At 40.9% G+C, this 26,213-nt stretch carries 18 protein-coding genes and 1 tRNA gene; 16 read left to right on the top strand and 3 right to left on the bottom strand.

Translation table 11 applies throughout. The features are described 5' to 3' along the window. Positions 1-377 precede the first annotated feature (377 nt). The 3 genes from HMPREF0666_RS13290 to HMPREF0666_RS13280 are packed head-to-tail and all read right to left on the bottom strand — an operon-like array spanning position 378 to position 6,080. Positions 378-2,537: a S9 family peptidase gene (locus tag HMPREF0666_RS13290; RefSeq protein WP_009012883.1), complete on the bottom strand. Its 2,160-nt coding sequence runs from the start codon at positions 2,535-2,537 to the stop codon at positions 378-380. A 3-nt stretch (positions 2,538-2,540) separates the two neighbouring features. Continuing rightward, complete coding sequence (gene yidC / locus HMPREF0666_RS13285) at positions 2,541-4,469, bottom strand: membrane protein insertase YidC (protein WP_009012882.1); 1,929 nt, start codon at positions 4,467-4,469, stop codon at positions 2,541-2,543. Continuing rightward, the gene (locus HMPREF0666_RS13280) at positions 4,470-6,080 is read right to left on the bottom strand and encodes a CTP synthase (protein WP_009012881.1); all 1,611 of its coding nucleotides are present in this window, start codon (positions 6,078-6,080) and stop codon (positions 4,470-4,472) included. It lies immediately after the preceding gene. Between the two features lie 478 nt (positions 6,081-6,558). On the opposite strand from HMPREF0666_RS13280, the gene HMPREF0666_RS13275 reads away from it, so the two are divergent. From HMPREF0666_RS13275 to tssD, 16 genes are all read left to right on the top strand, one after another. After that, positions 6,559-6,646, top strand: a tRNA-Ser gene (locus HMPREF0666_RS13275). 404 nt (positions 6,647-7,050) lie between these two features. Continuing rightward, positions 7,051-7,299, top strand: coding sequence for a hypothetical protein (locus HMPREF0666_RS13270; RefSeq protein WP_009012879.1), 249 nt, complete (start codon positions 7,051-7,053; stop codon positions 7,297-7,299). Further along, positions 7,296-8,021 carry an SDR family oxidoreductase gene (locus HMPREF0666_RS13265; RefSeq protein WP_009012878.1) on the top strand — a complete coding sequence of 242 codons (726 nt, stop codon included), beginning with the start codon at positions 7,296-7,298 and terminating at the stop codon, positions 8,019-8,021. The genes HMPREF0666_RS13270 and HMPREF0666_RS13265 overlap by 4 nt, the downstream gene beginning before the upstream one ends. A gap of 194 nt (positions 8,022-8,215) precedes the next feature. Beyond that, entirely contained in the window at positions 8,216-9,028 is an 813-nt protein-coding gene (locus tag HMPREF0666_RS13260) for a PepSY domain-containing protein (RefSeq protein WP_009012877.1), read from the top strand. Between the two features lie 1,108 nt (positions 9,029-10,136). Further along, entirely contained in the window at positions 10,137-11,756 is a 1,620-nt protein-coding gene (locus tag HMPREF0666_RS13250; RefSeq protein WP_009012875.1) for a BACON domain-containing protein, read from the top strand. 35 nt (positions 11,757-11,791) lie between these two features. Next, a complete protein-coding gene (locus HMPREF0666_RS13245) occupies positions 11,792-13,393 on the top strand; it encodes a BACON domain-containing protein (protein WP_009012874.1) in 1,602 nt (533 codons plus the stop codon). Positions 13,394-13,408: 15 nt separating this feature from the next. Further along, a complete protein-coding gene (locus HMPREF0666_RS13240; protein WP_009012873.1) occupies positions 13,409-16,165 on the top strand; it encodes a S8 family serine peptidase in 2,757 nt (918 codons plus the stop codon). An 11-nt stretch (positions 16,166-16,176) separates the two neighbouring features. Further along, complete coding sequence (locus HMPREF0666_RS13235) at positions 16,177-17,130, top strand: PorV/PorQ family protein (RefSeq protein ID WP_042856400.1); 954 nt, start codon at positions 16,177-16,179, stop codon at positions 17,128-17,130. 44 nt (positions 17,131-17,174) lie between these two features. Continuing rightward, complete coding sequence (locus HMPREF0666_RS13230; protein ID WP_009012871.1) at positions 17,175-18,752, top strand: hypothetical protein; 1,578 nt, start codon at positions 17,175-17,177, stop codon at positions 18,750-18,752. A gap of 337 nt (positions 18,753-19,089) precedes the next feature. After that, positions 19,090-19,803: a hypothetical protein gene (locus tag HMPREF0666_RS16170; protein WP_009012870.1), complete on the top strand. Its 714-nt coding sequence runs from the start codon at positions 19,090-19,092 to the stop codon at positions 19,801-19,803. Between the two features lie 149 nt (positions 19,804-19,952). Then, positions 19,953-20,507, top strand: a complete 555-nt coding sequence (locus HMPREF0666_RS13220; RefSeq protein WP_232214121.1) for an SMI1/KNR4 family protein — start codon at positions 19,953-19,955, stop codon at positions 20,505-20,507. Positions 20,508-20,623: 116 nt separating this feature from the next. Beyond that, positions 20,624-21,073, top strand: coding sequence for a hypothetical protein (locus tag HMPREF0666_RS13215; RefSeq protein ID WP_009012868.1), 450 nt, complete (start codon positions 20,624-20,626; stop codon positions 21,071-21,073). Positions 21,074-22,150: 1,077 nt separating this feature from the next. Next, positions 22,151-22,732 carry a hypothetical protein gene (locus HMPREF0666_RS13210; protein WP_009012866.1) on the top strand — a complete coding sequence of 194 codons (582 nt, stop codon included), beginning with the start codon at positions 22,151-22,153 and terminating at the stop codon, positions 22,730-22,732. Positions 22,733-22,909: 177 nt separating this feature from the next. Next, complete coding sequence (locus HMPREF0666_RS13205; protein ID WP_009012865.1) at positions 22,910-23,419, top strand: Imm26 family immunity protein; 510 nt, start codon at positions 22,910-22,912, stop codon at positions 23,417-23,419. Between the two features lie 569 nt (positions 23,420-23,988). Then, positions 23,989-24,387, top strand: a complete 399-nt coding sequence (locus tag HMPREF0666_RS13200) for a DUF2750 domain-containing protein (protein ID WP_009012864.1) — start codon at positions 23,989-23,991, stop codon at positions 24,385-24,387. A gap of 1,421 nt (positions 24,388-25,808) precedes the next feature. After that, positions 25,809-26,213: type VI secretion system tube protein TssD (gene tssD, locus HMPREF0666_RS13195; protein WP_009012863.1), on the top strand; the 405-nt coding region annotated here is incomplete at its 3' end.

The raw sequence follows: 26,213 nt of genomic DNA, 5'->3' as shown, positions 1-26,213 counted from the left end.
TATTTGTTAGATTATAAATTATAAGTGAATGAGTTGATGAGTGAATAAGTTTACAAGTTGACGAGTTAACAAGTTGACAAGTAAACGAGTTAATACTATCAAGCAACTTGTCTACTTGTTGACTTGTCGACATGTTAACAAGTAAACGAGTTAATACTATCAAGCAACTTGTCTACTTGTTGACTTGTTGACTTGTCAACATATTAACAAGTAAACGAGTTAATACTATCAAGCAACTTGTTGACTTATTGACTTGTTGACTTGTCGACTTGTTAACAAGTAAACGAGTTAATACTATCAAGCAACTTGTTGACTTATTGACTTGTTGACTTGTCTACTTATCTACTTGTAAACTCGTTCACTTGTCATCTAATCACCTACTTCTTCAACCAACGGTCAAGCCAATTGAAGAATGTACGCTGCCAGAGAATAGCATTCTGTGGCTTCAATACCCAGTGGTTCTCATCTGGATAGAGAAGTAACTCGGCTGGGATACCACGCAGACGAGCCGCATTGAATGCTCCCATTCCCTGATTGGCATTGATACGATAGTCCTTCTCACCGTGGATACAAAGGATTGGAGTATCCCACTTATCAACGTTAAGATGAGGACTATTAGCGTATGTGCGTTTCGCAGCCTCACTCTTATCCTTGTTCCAATAAGCATCATCATACTCCCAGTTACTAAACCAAGCCTCCTCAGTATCAGTGTACATGCTCTCAAGGTTGAAGGCTCCATCATGTGAGATAAAGCACTTGAAACGCTTGTTATGAATACCAGCAAGATAGTAAACAGAGAAACCTCCAAATGAAGCACCAACTGCTCCTAAGCGGTCTTTGTCTACGAATGGGAGATTGTTAGCTGCATCATCAATTGCAGAGAGGTAGTCGTTCATACACTGACCAGTCCAATCAGTACTCACCTCCTCGTTCCATGCGCTACCAAAACCAGGTAGTCCACGACGGTTTGGAGCTATGATAACGTATCCATTAGCAGCCATTATCTGAAAGTTCCAACGGAAACTCCAGAACTGAGAGACAGGACTCTGTGGACCTCCCTCACAGAAGAGTAAGGTTGGATACTTCTTGTTTGGATCGAAATGTGGTGGTGTTATCACCCACTCCATCATCTCTTTACCATCGGTTGTCTTTACCCAACGAGACTTTACATCACCCATAGCCAACTGGTCATAGAGATGTTTGTTCTCAAAGCTAAGCTGTGTCTGTACACTTGTCTTCTCCTTCTTGGCTGGAGTGACAGCGTAGATTTCATTAGCTTGAGAGATACTCTGACGTATAGCAAGCAATTTCTTATCACCTAAGAGTGAGACACTTACATAGTTATGGTCGCCCTCTGTGAGTTGCTTCACCTCTCCCTTAAGGTTAGTCTGATAGATATTCACTGTCGCATGCCATACCCCAATGAAATAAAGGTCCTTTGAGTTAACGGCCCAAGTATAGTCATCTACATTTGAGTCAAAGCTCTCAGTGACGTATGTCTTCTTCCCTGTTGCCAAGTCATAGACGCAAAGACGATTGCGATCACTCTCATAACCATCGTTCTTCATGCTCTGCCAAGCAATATACTTGCCGTCAGGAGAGAACTTAGGGTTCACATCGTAACCTACATTCATATCACCAGCTTGATGGTTGACAGCCTGATTACGTAGGCTCTTTGTTGCATCACACTTTGGCTCAACATAGTCGGCTGGCTTACAGAGGTTCTTTGTCTGACGCGTTTCCACATTATATATATATATGTCGGCATCAGTAGAGATGGCGTATTGTGTACCTTCCTTCTTACGACAGGTATAGGCAACAAGTTTTGAGTCCTTGCTCCAATCAATTTGCTCGATACCTCCGAAAGGAGCCAACGGACTCTCGTATGGTTCGCCATCAAGTACGTCAACGCCTGCGCCAACACCCTCTGCTGTAACATCAGCCACGAAAGGATGCGCATTGGTTGTTACGTAATGATCCCAATGACGATAGTTCATATCGGTAATAACCATACCCGTAGCCTTCGGTAAGTCGCTTGGATTCTGCTTGATAGTACCATAGTAAGGAATACTCTTGATGAGCACTACACGCTTACGGTCGGGTGAGAAACGGAAGCCTTCAATATCAATATCAGACTGTGTAAGCTGCTTTCGGTTGGAACCATCGGCAGACATCGTCCACAACTGGCCTCCTGAAAGGAATGCTAAGGTGTTGTTGTCAAGCCACGCTGCGTCACTCTCGCTCTTTGAAGAGGTGGTGAGTAGACGGTCGTTCTTGCCATCAGCATCCATAACACGCAACACTTGATGTCCTTTGTTCTCTTTTACACTGTAGTAACCCACCTGATAGACAATCCTCTTGCCGTCAGGTGAGGCCTGTGCAGCACCGATACGCCCCATAGCCCAAAGCGCCTCTGGAGTCATGAGGTCGCTCTTCAGCGTGATGTTGTTGCGTCCGATGTTCACATCCTGCGCTTGTGCAACACCGCCACTCATCATTAGAGCGGCAGTCATTGCAATGGTTAAGTTTTTGTTCATAGCTTATAGACTTTTCTTTTTGTTATTAAGTGCTTCTTGTTTCCGACGTAGTTCTTCTTGCTGCTGTTGCTGCATCTCCTGCAAAGCCTGCAGACGAGCGAAGAGTCCACCACCCTTATTAGATGGGTTATTCTTCCTCTCTTCTCTATGAGCCTCAAGGATTGCGAGGAGCTTCTCTTCGTTAGTTGTCTTGCGCAATGTCCACATGATAGCTGCAGAGAAGAAGAGTGATATGAAGTAATAGAAGTTAAGACCTGATGAATAGTCATTGAACATGAAGAAGAAGAACAATGGCATAGCAAACATCATCCACTGCATCATCTTCATCTGATCTGCTTGCTGGCCCACCATCTGGTCTTTCTGCTGCTGCATGGTAAACCATGTATAAAGTAAGTTAGCGCCACAGAAGAGGATACAGGTCAATGAGATGTGATCACCTACGAGCCAAACATCATGGCCCCATGAGAAGATTGGATCGTAAGTACTTAAGTCATCCATCCAAAGGAAGCTCTGGCCACGAAGCTGAATAGCATTCGGTACGAAATTGAACATCGCAATCCAGATAGGCATCTGTATCAACATTGGAAGACATCCAGACAATGGGCTGACACCATATTCAGCGTATTTCTGCATCATAGCCTGCTGTTTCTGCATCTGCTCCTCTGGCTTATTAAATTGCTTAGTAGCCTCATCCAATTTTGGTTTGAGCACGCGCATCTTTGCAGAACTCATATAACTCTTCTTCACCATAGGGAAGGTAATGAGCTTTAACAGCAAGGTAATGAGTATCAACACCACTCCCATTGGGAATACTTGCCTCAACCAATCGAATACATAAAGCGTGAACCAGCGGTTGATGATACGGAACAATGGCCAACCAAGATATACAAGGCGTTCCATATCAAGCTCTTTACCGAAGTGACTCTGCTTTTCTACAGATTGAAGTAGGCGGAAGTCATTAGGACCAAAGTAGAATTCAAACTCTGAAGGACGCTTACCTGTTGGGTCAAAGCCTGCCTTCATGTTAGCTTCATAGTGCTTTAAGTAATGAGAAGATTTCTCAAGTGGAGTACTCTTAAGCTTAGCACCTGTAGAGAAGTTATCCTTTGAAATCATTACTGCAGAGAAGAACTGGTTTTTGAAAGCCACCCAGTCCATTGGATCCTCCGTAGTCTCTTCCTTTTCAGCAGTCTCACTTAAATAGTCAGTACCGCCATCATGCTTCTTAAAGGTAAGCGTTGCGTATCTATTCTCAAATGTAAAGCCACGTTCTTGTTGCCTACAACGATCCTGCCAGTTGATATCCATCTGGTTGTAATTCGGTGCAAACAGTCCATTCATACCCGTAGTCTGTAATGACATACGAAGCAGATAACCATCACTAAGGGTATAGTTTAAGGTAAGCATCTTACCTTTTCCTGCAGCTGCAGTAAATGTAACAGTAGAGTCAGTCACGTTTGATGGCGTGAAGACAAGGTCTTTTGTCTCGATGTTACTATTCTTTGTAGCCAACATAAAGTTAAGACTTTGGTCGTCACCACTAAACAAGGTAACATCCTTCTGGTCCTTCGAACCATCCTTAACAGCGATATTATGACCGACATAGTTCTTGATAACAGCCTTCTTAACGACACCACCTTTAGAGCTCAAGGTCAATTCCACCTTATTATTCTTCAGTGTAATATCCTGTGCCTTACCATTCAATGCAGAATAGAACAGTGCTGTTGTATCCACTGCCGCAGCCTCCTTCTGTTGTGCTTGCTTCTCTGCAGCAAGCTTAGCAGTTTGTGCTTTCTTGGCAGCAGCGATAGAATCCTTTACAAACTCAGCTCTCTGCTTAGCTTTCTGTTCTGCTGATGGCTGCTGCCACCATGCAAAACCAAAGAGAATCAGGGCTATGAGTACAAACCCTGTGATTGTTTTTTTATCCATTTATTTGCTTTTCTGATTTTCAATTGAAGTCTTAACGAAGTCGAGGAAGAGCGGATGTGGACCGAGTACTGTTGATTGATACTCTGGATGGAACTGTGTTCCTATATACCACTTCAGGCTTGGTATCTCAACAATCTCAACCAAGTCGCTCTCTGGGTTACGCCCAACGCACATCATGCCATGCTTCTCGTATTCTTTCTCATAGTCATTATTGAATTCATAACGATGGCGATGACGCTCCTGAATATGCTCATTCTTATAGATATTAAAGGTATGTGACCCTTGACGCAACACACATTCGTATGCACCAAGACGCATAGTACCACCCATATTCGTGATATTCTTCTGTTCTTCCATGATATCTATCACGTTATGCGTAGTCTTCTCATCTATCTCACGAGAGTTAGCATCCTTATAACCAAGGACGTTACGAGCAAACTCAATCACCATCATCTGCATACCAAGACAGATACCGAAGGTTGGGATATCATGTGTACGAGTATAGTGAGCGGCCACTATCTTACCCTCAATACCACGCTGACCAAACCCTGGACATATCACAATACCATCTTGCCCCTTAAGTTTCTCGGCTACATTCTCGTCCGTTAAGTCTTCAGAATTGATAAAGGTAATGACCGTCTTACGGTCGTTGTAGGTTCCAGCCTGCATCAATCCTTCACGAATACTCTTATAAGCATCCTGCAAGTCGTATTTTCCAACAAGTCCGATGTGTACCTCCTTCGTTGCTTTACGCTGTCGATCAAGGAACTCCTTCCAAGGACCAAGAGCAGGCTTAGGACCAACTTCCTCCCCACACTTACGTAAGATAGCAGCATCCAAGCCCTGTTCTAACATATTTACAGGGACATCATAGATACTTGGGAGGTCCTCACTCTGTACAACACAATCGAAATCAACATTACAGAAAGCTGCCACCTTCTTACGGATATCATCATCAAGATGCTTCTCAGTACGCAAGACAAGGACATCTGGCTGTATACCTACACTCTGCAATTCCTTCACACTATGCTGTGTTGGCTTAGTCTTCAGCTCTCCAGCAGCTCTCAGGTAAGGAACGTATGTCAAGTGAAGATTAATAGCACGTTTGCCCAACTCCCACTTCAACTGGCGTATTGCTTCAAGGAATGGAGCTGACTCAATATCACCAATAGTACCGCCAATCTCAGTAATCACAAAGTCATAGTGATACTTCTGACCCAACAGTTTGATATTACGCTTAATCTCATCCGTGATATGCGGTACTACCTGAATGGTCTTACCCAGGTAGTCACCACGACGTTCCTTGTCGATGACACTCTTATAAATACGTCCCGTAGTCATTGAGTTGGCCTTCGTGGTCTTAATACCCGTAAAGCGCTCGTAGTGACCGAGGTCGAGGTCGGTCTCCATACCATCCTCCGTCACGTAGCACTCACCGTGCTCGTAAGGGTTTAGCGTACCTGGATCGATGTTGATGTACGGATCAAACTTCTGAATGGTAATGTTGTAACCTCTTGCTTGAAGAAGCTTACCGATTGATGACGAGATAATTCCTTTACCAAGTGAAGAAACTACTCCGCCCGTAACGAAAATGTACTTTGTTTCAGCCACGATGTATGTTATGTTTAATTATTATCTTTCTAAACTAAATTAGTTGGTTATAAACTAATGTGCAAAGATACTAATTTTATGTGAATTAGACGGGTCATTAAGTAATAAAAATAGCATCAAATATTCCATTTAACTACAACAAGTCCCAAACTAAGTGCTATCATTAGGGATAACAACGTGCTTGTCAGCTCATATTCAGCCTTGATACAACAGCATACATGATATTAAACGTTTATTTCAGACATATTAACCTGTCTTATAGAGTTACAAGTGTATTTATTTGTTTTGACTTATTACAAGTGTATTCGCTCACAAACAAAACGATGAATTGCACAAAACTAACAGAAAGGAAAAGACCGTCAAAAGCCTTAAAGAAATTTAAAAGAAGTTTTACTATCGCTTTATTGTAAAACTAAAGTTCTATTTTTGCAAACCAGTTTGGGTTCGATAGACAAGCTATATGCTTCAGAATCCACAAGGAAAGATGCTCGAGTGGTTGAAGAGGCACGCCTGGAAAGCGTGTATACCCCTAAAGGGTATCGGGGGTTCGAATCCCCCTCTTTCCGCAAAAGAGGTGTAAACCAACGGATTACGTGGCTTACACCTTTCTCTTTTTCAGCATATTAAGACAACTTTCCAACCAATCTTAAGATACCTTATCAACACAGCTTAAGATAGCTGTCCTGCACAGCTTAAACTGCTTTCCATCCTATCTTAAACAGTTTCTCAACGTATCTTAAACAACTTCCCAACACATCTTAAGACTACTTTTCAGCATATCTTAATCAGCCTTTTAGCATCTTAAGACAGAAAGGAAAATATCTCTTCAGCCACAACTCCACCTCCTTACACAAATCACGCATTTTCTTCTCCATTGCTTGTTATACTGCTTTATTTTCCTAACTTTGCAAAAGAATAGAATAAGAAACGATATTGTATCCACGCAATAACATTCAAATCAACAGAAGAAATGATAGAACTCGACACTACAAATATGTGTTCACACCTGCAGAAGAAACTCTTTAACGAGGATGGTGTTTACTATCCTATATGGCAGGCGATGCAAACTGATGACGAGATAACAGCTGTGATACGTTCACGACAGTTACATATCTATCGCAAAGGGAAGAAGATTTTAGTTCTTCCTGGCAAGGCTGCACCTAAGATTATACGTGAGGATAGCCTCAACGAACTACTCCCTAAAGAACTACTAAAATGAAGAAAGCTATCGTATTAGGTGCCAGCAGTGGTATCGGACATGAGGTGGCACGATTGTTCATAGCCCAGGGATGGGTAGTTGGTGTGGCAGCCCGTCGTATTGACAAGCTGACAGACCTACAAAACCTCGCACCAGAGCGTGTCTTCACAGCGCAGATTGACGTGACAGACGAAGCTGCGGAAGCATCCCTACAACAACTTATTGAACGCATGGGAGGGCTCGATCTCTATTTCCATGCGGCAGGTATCGGTTGGCAAAACCCAAGTCTTGAAGCCGAGAAAGAGCTCAAGACGATGGAAACAAATGCTGTTGGCTTCACAAGATTGGTTGGTTGTGCCTATCGCTACTTTGCTAACAATGGCGGAGGACACATCGCTTGCATCACTTCTATCGCTGGAACAAAGGGGCTCGGACCTGCTCCTGCTTACAGTGCAAGTAAGGCTATGCAGAACACCTACCTACAGGCATTGGAGCAGCTTGCTATCTCCAAGCATCATAACATCCATTTCACAGATATTCGTCCGGGCTTTGTCGACACTCCCCTACTCGCTGGCAGTTCTCGTCTCCCTATGTTGATGACTACAGAAAAGGTGGCACGCAGCATTCTAAAAGCTGTCAACTGTCGTCGTCATGTCTGTGTCATCGACACACGATGGGCCGTCCTCACCTTCCTCTGGCGCCTTATCCCTAATTGGATATGGCGACGAATGAAGCTGTGTTGACCTATTTCGACAATAAACGCAACAACTTACTACATCTTATTATATAAATAATCACTTATTCGCTCTACGCTCATTAAACCTTCCAAGGTTGTAAGCATCTAAGAAAATAAGTCTCAAAAGCCATCTTAAACGAAAGGGATAGCAAAAGGATAACAGCTTACAAACAAGAAACGAAAACAATAATTATATAAGAAATGAGAAAACTCTGTCTAAAAATACACCGATGGTTAGCATTACCACTTGGAGTGGTGATGACCGTATTATGCTTCAGTGGACTTGCGCTACTACTATTCAAAGACCTCGCACCGCTGTTTGATATGAATGCAAAAGAGATTCCACTCTATACAGACATAGTACGCTTACACCGCTGGCTATTCATGAAACCAGAGAATGCACACGATGGTGGGCTCTCGTTAGGACGAATTTTAACGGCAGTGACGTCCATGTGTATGGTACTTGTATTGCTCTCCGGCGTCGTCGTCTGGTGGCCTAAGAGTAAGAAAGCACTGAAAAGTAGACTAACAGTCAGCACCAACAAAGGTTTTCGCAGATTTGTTTACGACTCACATGTGTCGTTAGGTATCTATGTATTCATCTTCCTTTTCCTCATGGCACTCACTGGTCCTGTATTCTCCTTCGGCTGGTACAGACAGGGAATGTCTAAACTCTTTGGTCAACCAATACCTCCCAAGGAAATGAAGGCACAGCTGTCGAAAGACGGAGCAAAGCAGGGTGAGACAAACGAGAAAGCCTTTGCACAGCCAGACACAAGTAAGATGAAGGGGCAACCACAGGCACAGAAAGATGGGACAAAATATATGAAAGGCGACCAGCAAGGCAAGAAGCCAAAGGGAGGAAAACTGTTTAAGAAGTTGCATACAGGTTCTTGGGGCGGATGGTTCTCACGCATTCTCTATGCCATCGCAGCATTTATCGGGGGATTCCTACCTATTAGTGGTTACTATCTATGGTGGAAGAGAAGGAGTACTAAGAAGCGAAAGGCTTAAAACCTACGATCATCTGTCGTAAACCCATTGAACGTGTACGGTTGTATTATACAACTCTACACGGTCAATGGGTATTTTTATTTACTTTACAATAGCCTTATCTGAAACTCAGAATATACCAATCTGGTTTATAGTTCACCCAACATGTATACTTGTGTAATAGTCCTTATACTTATTCATTATTATATTCTACAAACTTATTGGCAAAGAAATACATTCTCAACTAAGCTTCGTCTAATCACTATTTTATCTGTTCTTGGATGAACATATTAACACGTACAAACACAGCACACTATGGAACTGGACCTAAACTATCCACCTTATCACCCATACCCACCAACTATTATGTAAAAGAAATTCACATCCTTAAAACTAACCTATGCCTGATTAGCTTCAAGACAAGGCCTTTCAACCTTCAAGAACATGCCCTTCTTCGTCGTTGTCAACGCCCTTCTTGAAGCTTAAAGATGCCCTTCTCCAATAGAGTATATAACTCACTGTTTATCTGTTAGTTATATAGTACGACTAACAAGATACTTTATAGTAATCAAGAAGGTTATAGAATACTCATTCTGTAATGATATTTTACGAGCATCAAAACAAACAAACAACTATTGAGAAAGCATAATCTCTCATCTTAATTAGGGATAAGAGGACACATCAATACAAAGAAACAAGCATAAATTCCTAATAAATAGGTATTGTCACATCCGTAGGAAGCCACTACCTTTGCACCCGATATTTTTACAGGCCGTGATAAATATGGATTTAATTAGTATGACATTTAAGGTGACAGACTTGGCAGAAGTCGTCAAGAAACTATTATTCAATTCAAAAGAGGAGCACAAGAAGGGATATTCCCATTCGTTGACATCCACTTTCATGATAAATATAAATAACATAAGGTTAGTTTCTTTTAACCTAATCAGCTTGTTTTTATTCTCATTAAATCCTATTTTTGTAAAAGAAAACCTCACCTTAATATAAATTAAGACAAAGGCCACGTAGTCAATATCTTACCGAGAATATGAATACAAAAAACAAATCACAACCCCTCGAATTGAGTCTGAATCAATATATTTATTATCTTATAAAACCCTTAAAGAGTATGGAATTAAAAAAGACACTCTACTCCCTAATGTTAGGTGGTATCCTTCTTTGCCTGTTTTCATGTGCTAAGGAAGACGAGTTTGAGATGCCAACACTGGTCCTTTCAGAAAACAACATCACCTTTGACAAAGGCGTAAGTGAAAGGAACATTAGTGTGACAACCAATCAAAACAGCTGGATTGCATCGTCTCCACAGGAAGGCGAATGGCTCTCGCTGGTTCAGGACGGTAACGTGCTGAAGGTGAAGGTAACTGAAAATAAGATGGGTGCAGAGCGCACAAGTTATGTTCTTGTAAATGCCAATGGCGCTACTGGCAAGATTGCTGTGACCCAGAGTGCAGCCGACGTGACGCTCGACGTGGTTCCGAATGCTATCTATCTCCCACAGACAGGTGGCGAGAAGACGATTGACATCACCACTAACTCAGCTGTCTATGACGTAACAACGAGCGAAGAAGTTAGTTGGTTGAAGATTGTTAAGGCTGAGGAAGAAATCAAACTGATAGCTGAACGCAACGATAGCTACCAGACCCGTGAGGTGAAACTATATGCCAAGAGTGGCAGTGTCATCCGTGAGATTGTCGTGTCACAACCTGGTATTCAGCGTTATCTCTTGCCTATCAACCCTGGTGTACCACAGGATGAGCACAAGATTATGGACTTCGAGTTAGGGCGTGGTAGCTATCTGCGCGAGTATCAAGCTGCCATGCCTGCTTACGGACTTGAGGAGACTTACACCTTTATCACCCCATCTCCTATCTTTACCTTAGTTCAATATTGCAGTTCTGATGGTATCAATCCATCACAGATCATCATGATTGGCGATGGCAGAAAGGCCATCGACGCCGTGAAAGACAAGGCTTTCGATAAGTTCTTGACAGACAATGGCTATGTACGCAGCAACTCTCAGTCTGACAGAGAATACACGAATGAGAAGGAGCTATTGTCTTTGAAGGTCTATATATCAGAGAAGGAGAACAACGAAGGAGTTAATCTTACCTTCACTCCTATCATGAAGCAGACTGGTGAATACAAGACTTTCAATAAGCTACCATTCTATCCTCTTGAGTTACTACAGAAGGACAACGTGAAGTTAGCACAAGTAGAACAATACGAGCAGAGGGCTGGTAGCACGGAAGAAGAACGCACCGTCAACGAGCACAAGACCTCAGAGGTGTCACAGCTTCAATATAAGCTGAAGGCAAGCACAGACCCTTCTGCAGCATACGGACGTATTCACATCTTCTATACAACGGATAAGGATGGTGACGCACCAGACAATCTTGGTAGCGTACAGATTGGTGCTTTGCTCTTCAAAGACACTAACCTCGGTGTGTGGAAGTATGGTAGTAAATGGGTTGCAACCAAGGAGCTCAAGAAACTACTTGGTGATGAGGGCTTCTCATTCCTCCGTACATCAGGCAATAACCACTTCTTCGTGCGCGAAAGCGACCACTTAGTGATTGATGTTACATGCGTGTTAGACAATGACGCACCAGTGCTCGCACTGCTTTATAGCTATGACCCATCCGTATCAGGTGTAAGTAGTAAGGGCTTAACAGCACAGACGAAGATGGTTAAAAACTTCTCTGCTGCTAAGAAAGCATTGAAGTTCTAATCAGATTATTATACCTTATTAAATTATTACATGATATGCGTATAATCAATATACATAAGCTGATGCAGTTCTCTCTGCTATGCCTATTATTGGGAATGGCGGTTGGATGTGCTGACAATGACAGCTTCGAACAGCCCTATCTGAATGTTTCAGAGAAGGAGATAAGCTTTTCTAATCAGGTAGGTGAGAAGACGATTACAGTGAACACGAACTGTAAAGAATGGGTTACAACGACTCCTAAGTCGTGGGTACACCTTACACAGAGCGGAAACGAGATTGCTGTACAAGTAGACCCGAACACAACTGGGGCAGAGAGAAGCAGCTATATCCTTGTTGATGGTGGTTTGGCAATACAGAAAATCATGGTCAGCCAGAGTGCTGCTGATATCTCTTTGGATATTACCAAAGGTGAGATTGTCCTACCACAGGCGGGTGGTACGACCACTGTCGACTTGAAGTTAGAGGGCATGTCGTATGACCTTACACAGAACGAAAAGCCTGACTGGCTGCAAGTTATTCAGAAGAAGCATGGATTGAAGTTTATTTCTAAGCCAAACTATAGTGCTACTGAAAGAACTACGAAACTTACGGTAACCATCGCTGGGAAGAACAATGACGTCGTTGTCAAGCAACCAGGCGTGGCAACCTTCATCTTGGCTTGTAACCCAGGTAATCCTTTCAGTCTGCATAAGATGATGGATTACGAGTATCGCCGAGGGAGTATTCTTACAGAATATGGCGGACCTGACGAGGTAAACGGCATCTATGAAGAGAGTTACTTCTTCCGAACACCATCGCCATTATTCAAGGATGTGGTCTATGTAAACGACACTAAATATGGTGTACCGACCCGTGTCTACACGCGTTCACTAACAAGAGAAGGTGTTAACGCCGTTAAGACACAAGCTTTCCAGGACTTTATGAGAGCCAATGGATATACAAGAGACGAGAAGGACACCAATCATTACGTCAATATCAAAGAGGCTTATACAATGGATGTTGACATCAGAGAGGAGAATAACAGTGTTGTATTGTTCTTCTATCAGATGCATACACAGGACCGCAGCTACCCTACTTTTAGTAGTCTTGACCTTGGTCCTATCGACCTTCTGAACAAGTCTGACAAGAAGATAAGCGATGTTGAGAAATATGAACAGGGTAAGAACAGTGAGGAGATGAAGCGTCAAACGACTAAGAACAACGAGATTGAGGCTCTTCTCTACAAGACAAACGACCCTACACTGATTGCACGTACTTATTTCTTCTTCCTTCGCAGTGATGCTACGACCCCACAAGACAAGGTCGGAAGCATTGAGCAGTACAGCCTGTTCTACGGTCAGCCTAATTTAGGTATATGGCAGTATGGCAACGAGTGGTTTGTCACCCACGAGTTTGATAAGCTCCTTACCGCAAACAACTTCGAGTTTGTTGGCTACAATGGTAAGCATCATGTCTATGCGCGTCGTTCTGACTATCTAACCTTGGCCATCTCAGGTGGCGAGTATGCCGACGTCAACAACGGTAAGGCAGTCATGCAGATTACCGTCCTGTACAAGCCTACCGTCTTTGCAGGAAGTAAAGAACAGCGTCTGGCTAAGGTGGAACGTATGCTCAAACAAACCAATCAAAAGAAATAAATAAAAGGTACATTGATGAGAAAATCTATTATATATCTATGTGCGTGTGCGCTCTCTGGCATGATGGTTACGGCCTCATGCCAGGACAGTCAAGACTTAGATGCGACCGCATCCGACACACGCTCGGTCAATATTGACAAAGACCTCTTTGCGGTAAAAGGCTGCATTAATGTGAAACTGGCAAAGGGTACGAATCAAGCTATCCCTACAACCCGCAGCGGAAGTGTTGAGATGCAAAGCGTCCCATCGGCTATGACCTCTGCAATGCAATACTCTGGTGCGTATAAGATGGAACGAGTATTTAAGCCAGCTGGCATCTATGAAGCACGAACCATTGCTGAGGGACTCGACCGTTGGTACACTATCTACTTCGACAAGAGCAAGGATGTGGCAGCAGTATTAGACCAATTCAAGAAAGCTGACGGTGTTGAATGTGCAGAACGAGTACTACCAATGGCCAGACCAACGGTTAAGATGACTCCTTATAGTCCTTTTGAAGCAAGTACACAGGGAGGTGCCAGCAATTTCGACGACCCCCTCCTCGCTAAACAGTGGCATTACTATAACGACGGAACCATCAGCCCTCATGCTAAGCGTGGGGCCGATTGTAATGTTAAACCTGTCTGGGAGAAATACACAACAGGTAAGAAGAATGTCATCGTAGCCGTTGTCGATGGTGGTATTGATATCACACACGAGGACTTGAAAGACAATCTTTATGTCAACGAAAAGGAGAAGAACGGTCAACCTAACGTTGATGATGACGGCAACGGATTTGTTGACGATATCTATGGCTATAACTTTGTGACAGCTAAAGACGTTGTTGGCGGTACTATCGAACCCGATGATGGCGGACACGGTACCCACGTTGCAGGTACTGTTGCAGCTCGCAACAATAATGGAAAGGGTGTAGCTGGTATCGCTGGTGGCGATGGCTCGGCCGATAGTGGCGTACGTCTGTTGAGTTGTCAGATATTCAGAAACAAAGACGAACAGGGCGATGCGGCAGCTGCCATTAAGTATGCTGCTGACAACGGGGCTGTCATTTGTCAGAACTCTTGGGGCTACTCGTCAACAGCAGGCGTCACCTCCATGCCTCAACTACTGAAGGAAGCCATCGACTACTTCATCAAGATGGCGGGTTGTGACGCTAACGGCAACCAGCGGCCAGACTCCCCAATGAAGGGTGGTGTGGTAATGTTCGCTGCTGGTAATGAGAATAAAGAGTTCTCTGCTTACCCTGCTTGCTATGCTCCGACGGTTTCAGTGTCTGCTATGGCATGGGATTTCAGCAAAGCAAGTTATAGTAATTATGCGAAATGGGTGACGATTACGGCACCAGGTGGCGACCAAGACCGCTTCGGAACATCGGCAGGTGTGTTGAGCACCGTACCCAAAAAGAAGGTAGCATCGGGTTATGCTTACTTCCAAGGTACCTCTATGGCCTGCCCACATGTGTCAGGTATTGCGGCACTCATCGCTTCTTACTTCGGTCGTCAAGGCTTTACTAATGAAGAACTAAAGACACGCCTGACCACTGCCTACCGTCCTTATAATATCGACGAACAAAATCCTACGTATAAGGGGAAATTAGGTAAGGGTTATATCGACGCTGAGGCGGCCTTCGAAACAGATAAGAAAATTGCCCCTGAGAAGGTAAGAACACTGACGCTCAAACCTGATTTCGTAGACATTAATGCGGAGTGGAGTATCGCAAAGGACGAGGATAAGACTGCAGCCTTCTATCGACTCTATATTGCTCAGGGTGATCTGACAGCTGATAAGCTCAAGGATATGACTTACAGAGAAATCAATGGTATGGGACATAGCTTGGGTGAGACACTTAAGTATGACTTTGATGACCTGAAAGATAACACTACCTATAGCGTTGCAGTAGTGGCAGTAGACCGTTGGGGCAACCTCTCTGAACCTATGATTCAGAAGTGTACAACCCGACTCAACCATGCTCCTGAGGCTACAGGATTCCCAACAGAGGCCATAGAGGTCATGGAGAACGATCGTAAGTCATTCTCTTTCAACGTTGCCGACCCTGATGGTCACAACTGGGACATCAAGGCTACGGGTGAGACAAAGGGTGTTTCCTACACCGTGAAGGACAATACTGTGACCGTCAACCTCGTTCCTGTGCTCGAAGCTGGTAGTTACAACTGCACCTTTATACTCTCAGATGACTTAGGAGCAAAGGCAGAGAAGAGTTTTACATTTAAGATTGTCAAGTATATACCACCACAGCTAACGAAGCCTTTCGAGAACTACATCATAGGTATGGACGAAGGCGTCGTTACGATACCATTAGCTGGTCATTATACACACAGCAGTAACACACAGCTTACCTATAAAGCGAATGTTACGAATGGGGGTGTTGCTTCGGCTACTATCAGCAATGACAATCTTCAGTTGAAACCAACGAGTAAGGGTATCACACGCATCAGCATCATTGCTTCTGACGGTCGCAAGACATCATCTGATGCCTCTTTCCAAGTTCGTGTGGTCGAAAAGAAGGCAGCTCCAGTCTATGCTGTCTACCCTATCCCAGTACAGAAGGATATTCATACCTTGCTCAATCCTGAAGTAAAACAGGCTGAACTCGTTATTAGTTCTACTGTGGGCGAGCGTCTGATGAAGGCTACCGTGATACCAGACAAGTACAACGTGGCTACACTCGACCTTTCTAAACTGAACCCTGGGACGTATAAACTAACCGTCTATACCAACAAGGGTAACCATACCCAGCTATTCATTAAACGATAAACACAACAAGTATGAATACAAAACATATAATTCTCATGGCTTGCGCAGCATTTCTCGGTGCTGCGCAGGCTAATGCTCAGGGACAAGACCTCTCTATTCTGACGGTCAACACCGATGCTAAGACGGCCGCTATGGGTAATGCTTCGGTTGCAGCCGAGGGTATGTACCTATATAACAATCCTGCTGCTTTCTTCGCAACAGATAAGACGTTCACTGCTGATGTGGCTGCTTCTGTTTTTGAAAAGGCTGAGGGTGCTGACGGCACCTTCGGACTTTACGCTGCTACTGCAGGTTATAAGTTTGCTAAACGTCATGCTGTTTTTGCTGGTTTCCGCTATGCTGGAGGCTTGAAGTTAAAGGGCTACGACGCTTCGGGCAATCCAACCAAGGACTATCAGCCCTATAACTGGACAATCGACTTGGGTTACACCTATTTATTAGGTAAGGGTTTCGCTGCATACGCGACGGGAAGTCTTATCTATAGTCACCTATCAAAGAATGCTATGGGTGCTGCTTTCAATGTGGGTGGTTCGTATCAGAATAACGAGTTGACCCTTGCCAACAAACCTGCCAACCTCATGCTCGATGCGAAGGTGGGTGCAATTGGTCCACAACTCAACTATGGTAACAAGCATAAAACAACACTTCCTACCTATTTTGCCGTAGGGGGTGCATTGTCAGTGGATGTTGCTGAGAAGCATCAAGCGGCTGCTGCCTTATCTTCTCGTTATTTCTTCCAACCTACAGAGGCAAAGCTCTTTATGCTTGGTGGCGGACTTGAATACACCTACGATAAGATGGTTTCTGTACGTGCTGGCTATGAGTATGGTGACCACGACCTTAGTCATGTCACTATGGGAGCAGGCTTCAAGTATCAAGGACTGCGTCTAAACGGAGCTTATAATCTGAAGACTGCAAACGCAGGAAGCAGCTATTGTACCATTGGCATTGGTTATGACTTCTAAAAAAGACAAACAATACAATTTCAACTAATATAAAGTAATAAGATATGAAAAGAACTTTATTCTCAATTTGTGCATTAGTTCTGAGCCTTACGGCATCCGCTCAGATAATAAAGGACACGCCAAAAGGTAAGCTGATGGAAAACCTATACCGCTCAAGTAAGTCTTGGGTTAAGAAGGGTTGGACAGGTGTTCAGCAAGGCAGATATGAAGGTTTAGTGTCTAAGATTGTTATCGGCGAGGATGGCTGTATTTACATTTACAATCCACTATCAGGCCTCGACAGCAAGTCATGGTTAAAGCTTGAGAAGCAAGCGGATGGCAAGTATAGAGCAAAGCTACCACAGGCGATACTTACAGATGACCTCGGTGGGGACGATGAAGAAGAGGAAAGTAGCGAGCGTACTATCACCCTTAATCGTATGGTTTCTAATGATGATGGAAAGAGTTACGAGCCTGTTGGTACAGCTTTTAACTATGTTGATTTCACTTGGGAGAACAATAAACTCGTGATGAAAGGTATGGGTCAGAAGAAGCAAATATGGGCTGCTGCCTATGAAAATAGCTGGCAAAACAACTATGGTGGCGACTGGGCTCTTACGATTGAGCCACTTGGCGAACAGCTAATTACGCCTCCTTCTACAGCTGTGAAGGCTCAGTATATTGTTTCATCTAAGTCTGAACCTTCGCCACGTATTGTTGAAGCGATGACAGATAATAACGATATCTACATCAAGGGGTTGTTCAAGGCTGAGAAACTCGCAAACGTTTGGGTGAGACTAACCAAGCAGGGCGACAAGGCTGTCATGTCTACTAATCAGTATTTGGGTATTACCAAGAAGACAGACTTTAAGAAATACGATAGCGATAAGTCGGAATATCACACCTTTGCCGCAGCTTTCGAGAATGAAACCAAGGCTGCAGATAACCTTGAGTTCAGCATTGATGCAACTGGTAAACTGACTGCTTCTAAGATTCTTAGAACTTCTTTAGGTAGAGCAAGTGATGACAACATTACTGGTGAAGACTATATAGAGAGCTATGAGGGTCTTACCTTGACACCTTACATTCAGAAGGAGGTTGGAGCACCAGCGACACCTGAATACTTCTATTTCACATCTACTCCAGACTACGATAACACTTCTAATGAGATTAAATTAGCGTTCTATGTTAAGAACGCAGATGTTGACGGCAACTATCTCGACCCAGAGAAGATGTACTACAATGTCTATGTAAATGATAGCACAGAACCTTTCAAGTTCAAGAAGAGTGCAAGTCAATACAATTACATGCATGAGGACGAAATGACTAATATTCCTTTCAACTATCAGGACAACAGAAACTATGACTTCAAGGTCATCGATAACCTTCGTATTCTTCACTTCTATGACAATTCAATCACTACCGCCAAGGTCGTAATGGTTTATGAGGCTGACAGCAAGAAGTATTCAAGCGAACCATTGGTTGCCTCACTTCCTCCCACCGGTATCGAGAGTGCAAACTTCAATAAGGCCACAACAGAAAAGTATTACACCATTGATGGTCGTCAAATTCAGAAGCTTCAGAAGGGTCTGAACATCGTTAAGTCTTCTGATGGAACAACACGCAAGGTGATTGTTAAGTAAGTTGACAAGATAACAAGTTAATTAGATAATAGCATTGTTGGCAAGTGAACGAGAAGTTTGTTATAGCTGTTATAACTTATAACTCGCTTACTTGCCAACTCTGTTACTACATCTTCTCATTACTATACCCGCATGCCATCCATCCTTGACAACCACTTTCTTATATACTCTTTTCGTACACTTCAAATGAAGACAAAACAATAATATGAAGCTTAAGCACAATGATAAGATACAAGTAAGTACCTAACTACTTACCAACAAATATTTAGAAACGAAAGATAATACTAAGGTTACTGACTTAACAAAACTACATAAAGGACAAAAAACATTATAAAGTATGACAAGAGTATCTTGGAAAGAGAATCGAGTCTTGAATGTCGAAACACGTAAAGGAGTATTTGTTATCGGACAGATGCTTAAACATCCTTATATTAGGTTTTACAACATGTTCAGTACAGAAAGTACCCTTCACAATGTGAATACAATGGAGCTATCAGTCTTATTTACCGCAGCTGTCACCAGACAGTACCTCCGCTGTAGCCAGATATCTATATTAAAAGACGCTATACCAGATATTAGAAAGATAGATTCTGACACGTGGATAAACCAATATCCTGGCAGTAGAAAAGTAGTTGCATATCAAGGGGACGACCAAGAAATTAACTGTGTAATATTAGGTCATAAGCCTGGAGGTATGTTAGTAAAGAAAGATTTATGGTGGAGCCCAACACCCGAACAACCACTCCGCACACATATTAGTGGTGTCTTTGATGAGGTTATTTGTGCTGATATTCCATTAGAAGCTAATGACATCATAGACAGATATGAATTAACAGGCATGTGTGTTTTCCCATACACCAATGAACGGTTATATTTATGTTCCTTATATAATAAGAGCGTAGATCCCTATAAGGATTTAGTCTTTAATAGGAGTTTGCCTAAGGAATACAGCTTAGCTATTAAGATTATTTCCGGTTGTACTGATGACAAACAGCGCAAAGAGATATTAAACACGTACTTTACAGATTCAACAGAACTAAATTTCAAATAGCGACAAGAGCCCCGCTTGGTTCGGTTGCACAGAACAGCTTTGATAAAAGCAGATAGCTTTGTCATGTAACAGCACCCTGTGATAGCGTAATCGACTTGGCCGTGGTCCTCGTAATGTGACTCTGAAACAAAGTGTGATGTGTCTATCCAATGATGCAAAACCTACGCCCCCTCTACCCTACTTTACGAGGTCTTTGGACTGACAACAGTATAAACAATAAAGATAAAACTATGGTTTCATTCACAGATAATAAATTACTATATGAAGGTAGAACATCTCTACTTTCTGAAAAGGAGATAAGACGACAGTTAGGAATAGATTGTGATGAAATGAGAAGTTTTATCCAATTATATCTAACTTACGATGGTGTCTTTTTCCCAATGCAAGCTATGATGTTCAGACACACCTTTTACCCTATTGAAAAAGGTGATTGGGATAAGATAGAAATAGGGTTCTTCTTAAAATTTGAAGATATCATTAAATATCGGACCCCTCAATTACAAAATGATTCTGAGATGGATTCTTTAGTCAAGACTCACATCCCCTTTGCTGATGATGGGTGTGGTAATGATATTTGGATAGAAGTATCAACAGGAGTTATTAAAGTATTTTATCATGAGTATCCAATGGAAGAAGGCTTGATAGAAATAGCTCCTAACTTTGAAGATTTCTGTTCTTCATTGGAGAATTGGACACTTAGATAGTTCTTGCTATTAATCGAATTATAACACTTCAACCAATATCAGATAGCACAATCGTGAACTACAAGAACAGTCAGTATATGCAACGAATAACATTACAAATAATAGTTTACTGATTTATGAATAATTATTATGATAACATCTTAATAAAGAGTGCAGAAGAGCAGAAGATAAATTACACTGTTATTCCCAACCTTTCTAATTACATAGGAAATCTAAAAAAACATATCCCCATCATCGGAGAGCAGCTTGAACTTAGTAAATTAAATAATTATAAGTATATAAAAGCCGAGCAAAGAGACGTCTCTTTTGAAGCCATTAATCTTATTAAAGGGTTAATAGAAGCGAGAGTATATCGTAAGGATGATACGATTATATATATTGGAGATAGCTTGACGGAGAATGGATATGAGTTCTACTTGAATGATTTATTAAAGATAATCCCCTTATTAATAGAAGACATACCTCAACATCACTATTTCCTATCTCAAGATTATACGAAGATCATTTATATATCATTTGAGAATGAAATTGAATTTGGTGAGATTTCCAGTAATATTCATGATTAGTAGACATAATAGTAGTCGTTAAGTTACTTTTCAGAAACTTGGTGTACGAGTATTAAAATAGTGGGACTACACAGCTACTTAATATTACTTTCGCGTACCAACAGTATGTCTTCGATGGATAGCCTACATCTCAAAATGTATTCTGTGACAATAAGACAGGTTCCTACAATAACCCATTCTGGCATAATAAATCGATAACAGATAATTACATCACCAATACCCTATAAGCTTAACAGGAAATAATTCAACTCAAAATGGATATATAACAAAAGCTAATCTTCAATATAATAGAGGTGGCGCAACGCAATACTTTAGAAGATTATAATGAAAAGCTAACACCTTATGAAGCCCCAATAGAATTAGAATCAAGCAAATTTAATAGATGTATATGCAAATAGAAAACATCAAAGTCTGTAATCCTATAACAACACTAATTCAATATTTAGAGAATAAAGGGTTCAGAATAGTCGAATTCAAGATTACTGATTATCATTTTCACGAAGTATATATAAAGATGTCAGGAGAAAGAACTGATGATATAGAGACCATCAATATAAATAATATCCAACGATATTCTGAGCGCACCTTTGTTTGTTCTTGCCATTGGTCAACGATTGAACTTGTTTATGATAAAGACACATGTCAATCACCTTAAATCGAGAAGCTCGCTCCAACAGGTTGCTCATAACGTTTTGAATTCCTCTTGTATCAAATTAGGTAAACCTGCTTTTTTCGCTTAGCTTGTTTATAAAACAGACTGACAAAAATCCTGACGTATCAGGTCTCTAAGTAGACATAAGATGGAAAGAACACAAGATATAAGTTGAAAGATAAATCTTATATCAAATTATGTTTACTATATCCTCATATCCAATCACAAAGTCGGATATAGGACTCTAAGAGCTTTCCACGAATACTTAATACAATAAATGTCAGAAGTGTACGTTATGATTTATGACATCTTCGGTTCTCTATTTGTATGATATTCGATATAAAGGCGTAACGCTTTTAGAGGATTTACAGAAGCTAAAAAACGTTATACTATAAAACAATGATATATTTTTCAACAAATAAAGAATGAAAAAAAGAATACTATCAGTCGAAAGTTATGGCATCTATGTTGTTTGTATAGCTTCCTTGAAGAGGTTTCTTACAAGAAAACAAATAAAGAGTAAAAATCTCTTGAAGGTCTTTCAAGACGATAATGACTTATATATTGATTCACTGAAGGAAGGAGTGTGGATTCCTATCTTACCCATTGATTCAATAGATTATGAGATTCTAATAGGTCACGATGACATTATAAAAGACCATTGGAATGAAATTTTTACCTATGATGGATTTAATCTAAATGTAGAAGACGATAACGTTTGGATTGGCTCTTTGGGGAGTTTAGCTAATTTTAGAGTAAGTTTATTTAAGGATCCTGCACAGGACTGTTTATCCTATCAGACTTTAGATGGTCAAACACTATATAAAGGTTTCAGAGTAAGACTCGGCAAAGGCAAGTATCGTGTGGCTATATCTGGCTATAAAAAAAGAGTAATGTCCAAGAGTACTATTTATGGTTACGGGTTTAACTTTGAACCTACTGATGAGTTTACGAGTTATGATGACCCACGTGATGATGCACAATACAACTTTAATATGACACCTTAAGACAATCCAAAAATTGGTGTCATGGACAAAGTTATGGCATGTGGCTGAATCAGATACTACGTTTCATCCATTGCAGTAGACTATTATTCGTTTTACAATACCACACAAATAACAATGGAATTAAATGTTCGAAGAAAGATTGATAGAAACATTTTAAATTTATATTAATATATACCAATGTCTCAAGATTTACGAAACTCTAGAAATAAATATGGTAATGTGTATGAAATATCATTACCTAATGGGAAGTATGTATATGTGTGTTGGATAAAACAATTTAGTTTTGGTATCTTCAACTATATATCAGAAATACCTCTGACAAACATAAACCAATTATTATCTTTAGGCTTTAAGGCATATAAAGATTGTAAAGAAACGGCAGTTAGAAAGAAGATTTGGAAGATGGTAGGACACATTGATTTGAACAAAGAAAATATAATTTACCCAGACCAGGTCATTTTTCTACCTTATAATAAAGAACTTTTTATCACTCAATCACAAGCTATTCACCATGACAACCTAATCCAAATACCTACTGATGAATACTTAACACTATTGAAAAAAGGGTATATTTATGGATTCTTTGATAACTATCAGACTTTTGAATTATGGCTGTCTGCTAATATAGAAGATTATCCTAAGAACCAGGATATATTCCCTTTGCCAGACCTATATAATAAAAAATGATCTAATGGGCCATTCGTAACCTACAAAATGAGGCGATATTTTAGTCGAACATACTATTTCTCGTGACATGGCTTTAATGAGATAATAATAAGCTACACTTTCATCTGCAACTATAAAGATTATTCTGTGAAAGCATACCTCAGTTAAGCCATTGCTGTTTTGTATGCTGGCTATGATAGCTTCAATAACTTGCGTAAGCGGAAGAGTATTCATGACTACATCCCCTCCCATCGACTAAGTCGATACATGGACAATGAGACGAGACCTCCTACAAACACTTCCGAGATGACAACGCAAGAATAGATTATTATAAAGCAAAACACTTGTGTAATCTCTAAAATAAGCATACCTTTGCCTTATGGGTAAAGGGTTAGCGTACTACTCATACCTTTCAAGCAATCCTTAATGGTAATAAAAAAACTCTGACAACTATCAACAGTAATAAAGATATCAAGTCAACATTAGAAAGATGTAGCAATTAACGGAGTCAACCGTTTCTAAAGACAAGACATCAAAGTAGTCTACCAAAGTCAAAAACAACCAGAGGCATAGAAATAAACAAAAAGATTATGGAAATATCTAAACAAGAAATTGAGGCTATAATACGATTATCTCCTGAAAAACGTTATGCATATTTCATCAAACGAATATGTGATTGGGAGTGTATATGGACATTATTTGATGATGATTCTATCATTCTAAATGAAGGAAAAAACGGCGACTTATATGTTATTTTGTTCCCATTCAATGATTTTGCATCATATTATATAAACCAAACAAAAGCAATGTCTGGCTCTCTATGTAAATGCTTTGAGTTAGCAGAATTCCTTCATACGACTATAGGGAAACTACAAGCACATAACATAAACAAGGCGTTAATATTCCCTGTCCACGATGGATTTGGGCTGAATGTTTCTATAAGCACTCTCATTGATGACATAAATGAAGAATTAGAAAATTACAAGTAGAATGATAAAAACACACACATATTCCACCTTACATAGTATCGAGTAGAACTCAATTCTGCCACTCTTCTAATTCGCTCTTCCCATGAATAAAGTCATGGTATGACACCTTGTCTTGCTTTGCAATCTTTGTTATACGTCATAGAATCGCATTATTATTATTTAGTACCATAAAATGTATGACGTTACTACAGATTAAAGAACTTTGAGGAAATCACCATTCATCAGAAACAAATAGAAACTACTATCAATAAATTACGTATTTCGTTGAATGACTAAAGAGAAGAAGAAGAGAAGTAGATGATTATCTTTTACTTTAACCTTAGTGCTATTTTGTAATGAATTATCGCACACATCATATCCTCTACATGCCCTTCATGGATTAAGAAGAGGCTCTTCTTCATTCAAGAACACGCCCTTCTTGATGCTTGTTAAGGCTCTTCTTGTGTCTTAATAAGCACCTTCTCCTCCACTGCTCACAACACACTGATTTAATACAGATTATAGACGTGAACCATGTATATAACCTTCGTCATTAACTCCTACCTTTCATTACATTTTTGTTGAGACTTTTCATACTCACACCGAGTTCCACAGACATACAAATACGGCGGTTTAATTGAGTGGTACAAAGACGGACTATCCATAAATAGAATGACATATTAAAAGATGATATAATGCCACATGGGAATAAGACTGGTATGGACTATACTATACAACTATCTACAAAGAACTACGAATTACGCAAATTGCACTAAGACAGAGGGGACAGAATGGACTATGCTTTTAATGTTCTCAGACAGAATGACATAATGACATAGAGTGACCGAAAGCTCTGAACAATTGGAGATTTTAATGTTCTCAGACAGAAGGACATAATGACAAGAAGAGACTGAAAACTCTGAACAATTGGAGATTTTAATGTTCTCAGACAGAAGGATATAATGACATAGAGAGACAGAGGGCACAGAAGGAACAACGCTTTAAATGTTCTCAGACAGAATGACATAATGACATAGAGAGACTGAAAGCTCAGAACTATTGGAGATTTTAATATTCTCAGACAGAATGACATAATGACATAGAGTGACTGAAAGCTCTTACGTAGACAGAAGGATATAATGACAAAGAGTGGATGAGGGGCAGAATGAAGATGACTTTGAATGTGTATAAGATATTAAACCTTTGTTATTTAGTGTTGTATCAATTGCTTTTATGAAATTATATGATTACTTTTAACAACAAAAATGACAACAGATTGCAAATCTTCCTCTTCTTCCAAAGAGCAAGACTGTTTTACAGCCACACGCAGAGGAGACTTCAAAACGTTGTTAGGGGGTTTTCTCTTTTTTGTTTCTCATACGTGAGGGAAATTAAGATGACCTCGTTTTCTTATTTTTCTAACTACTTTAAAATTATCTATCATGAGTTCATTTAGAGCAACATTGGAATTAGGTGGCAAGGAGTACGACGTACTCTATTCTAACTACGAGTTCAGTCGTACGACTGACAAGAAGGGTCAGCCTGCATCAAGTATCTCTGGCGGGCGTATCAGCGTCACTATCGAGTCTACTGATGACACTTCTACTATCGAGGCTATGCTCAACAGTCAGTTCAAACCTGTTGAGGGTAAGATTGTTTACAAGAAGAGTGAGGAGGATGCTAAGATGAAGGAGATTTCTTTCAAGAATGCTTACATCGTTCATTACAAGGAGACACTCGACGTAAACAACGAGGCGCCGATGACCATCGCGATGACCTTCTCTGCTGAGAATATCACCGTGGGTAATGCCGAGCTCGATAACCGCTGGCCTGTTCATAGGTCTAAG

The sequence above is a fragment of the Prevotella sp. C561 genome, from assembly GCF_000224595.1.
GTDB lineage: Bacteria > Bacteroidota > Bacteroidia > Bacteroidales > Bacteroidaceae > Prevotella > Prevotella jejuni.
This window is presented reverse-complemented; position numbering and strand designations above follow the sequence as displayed.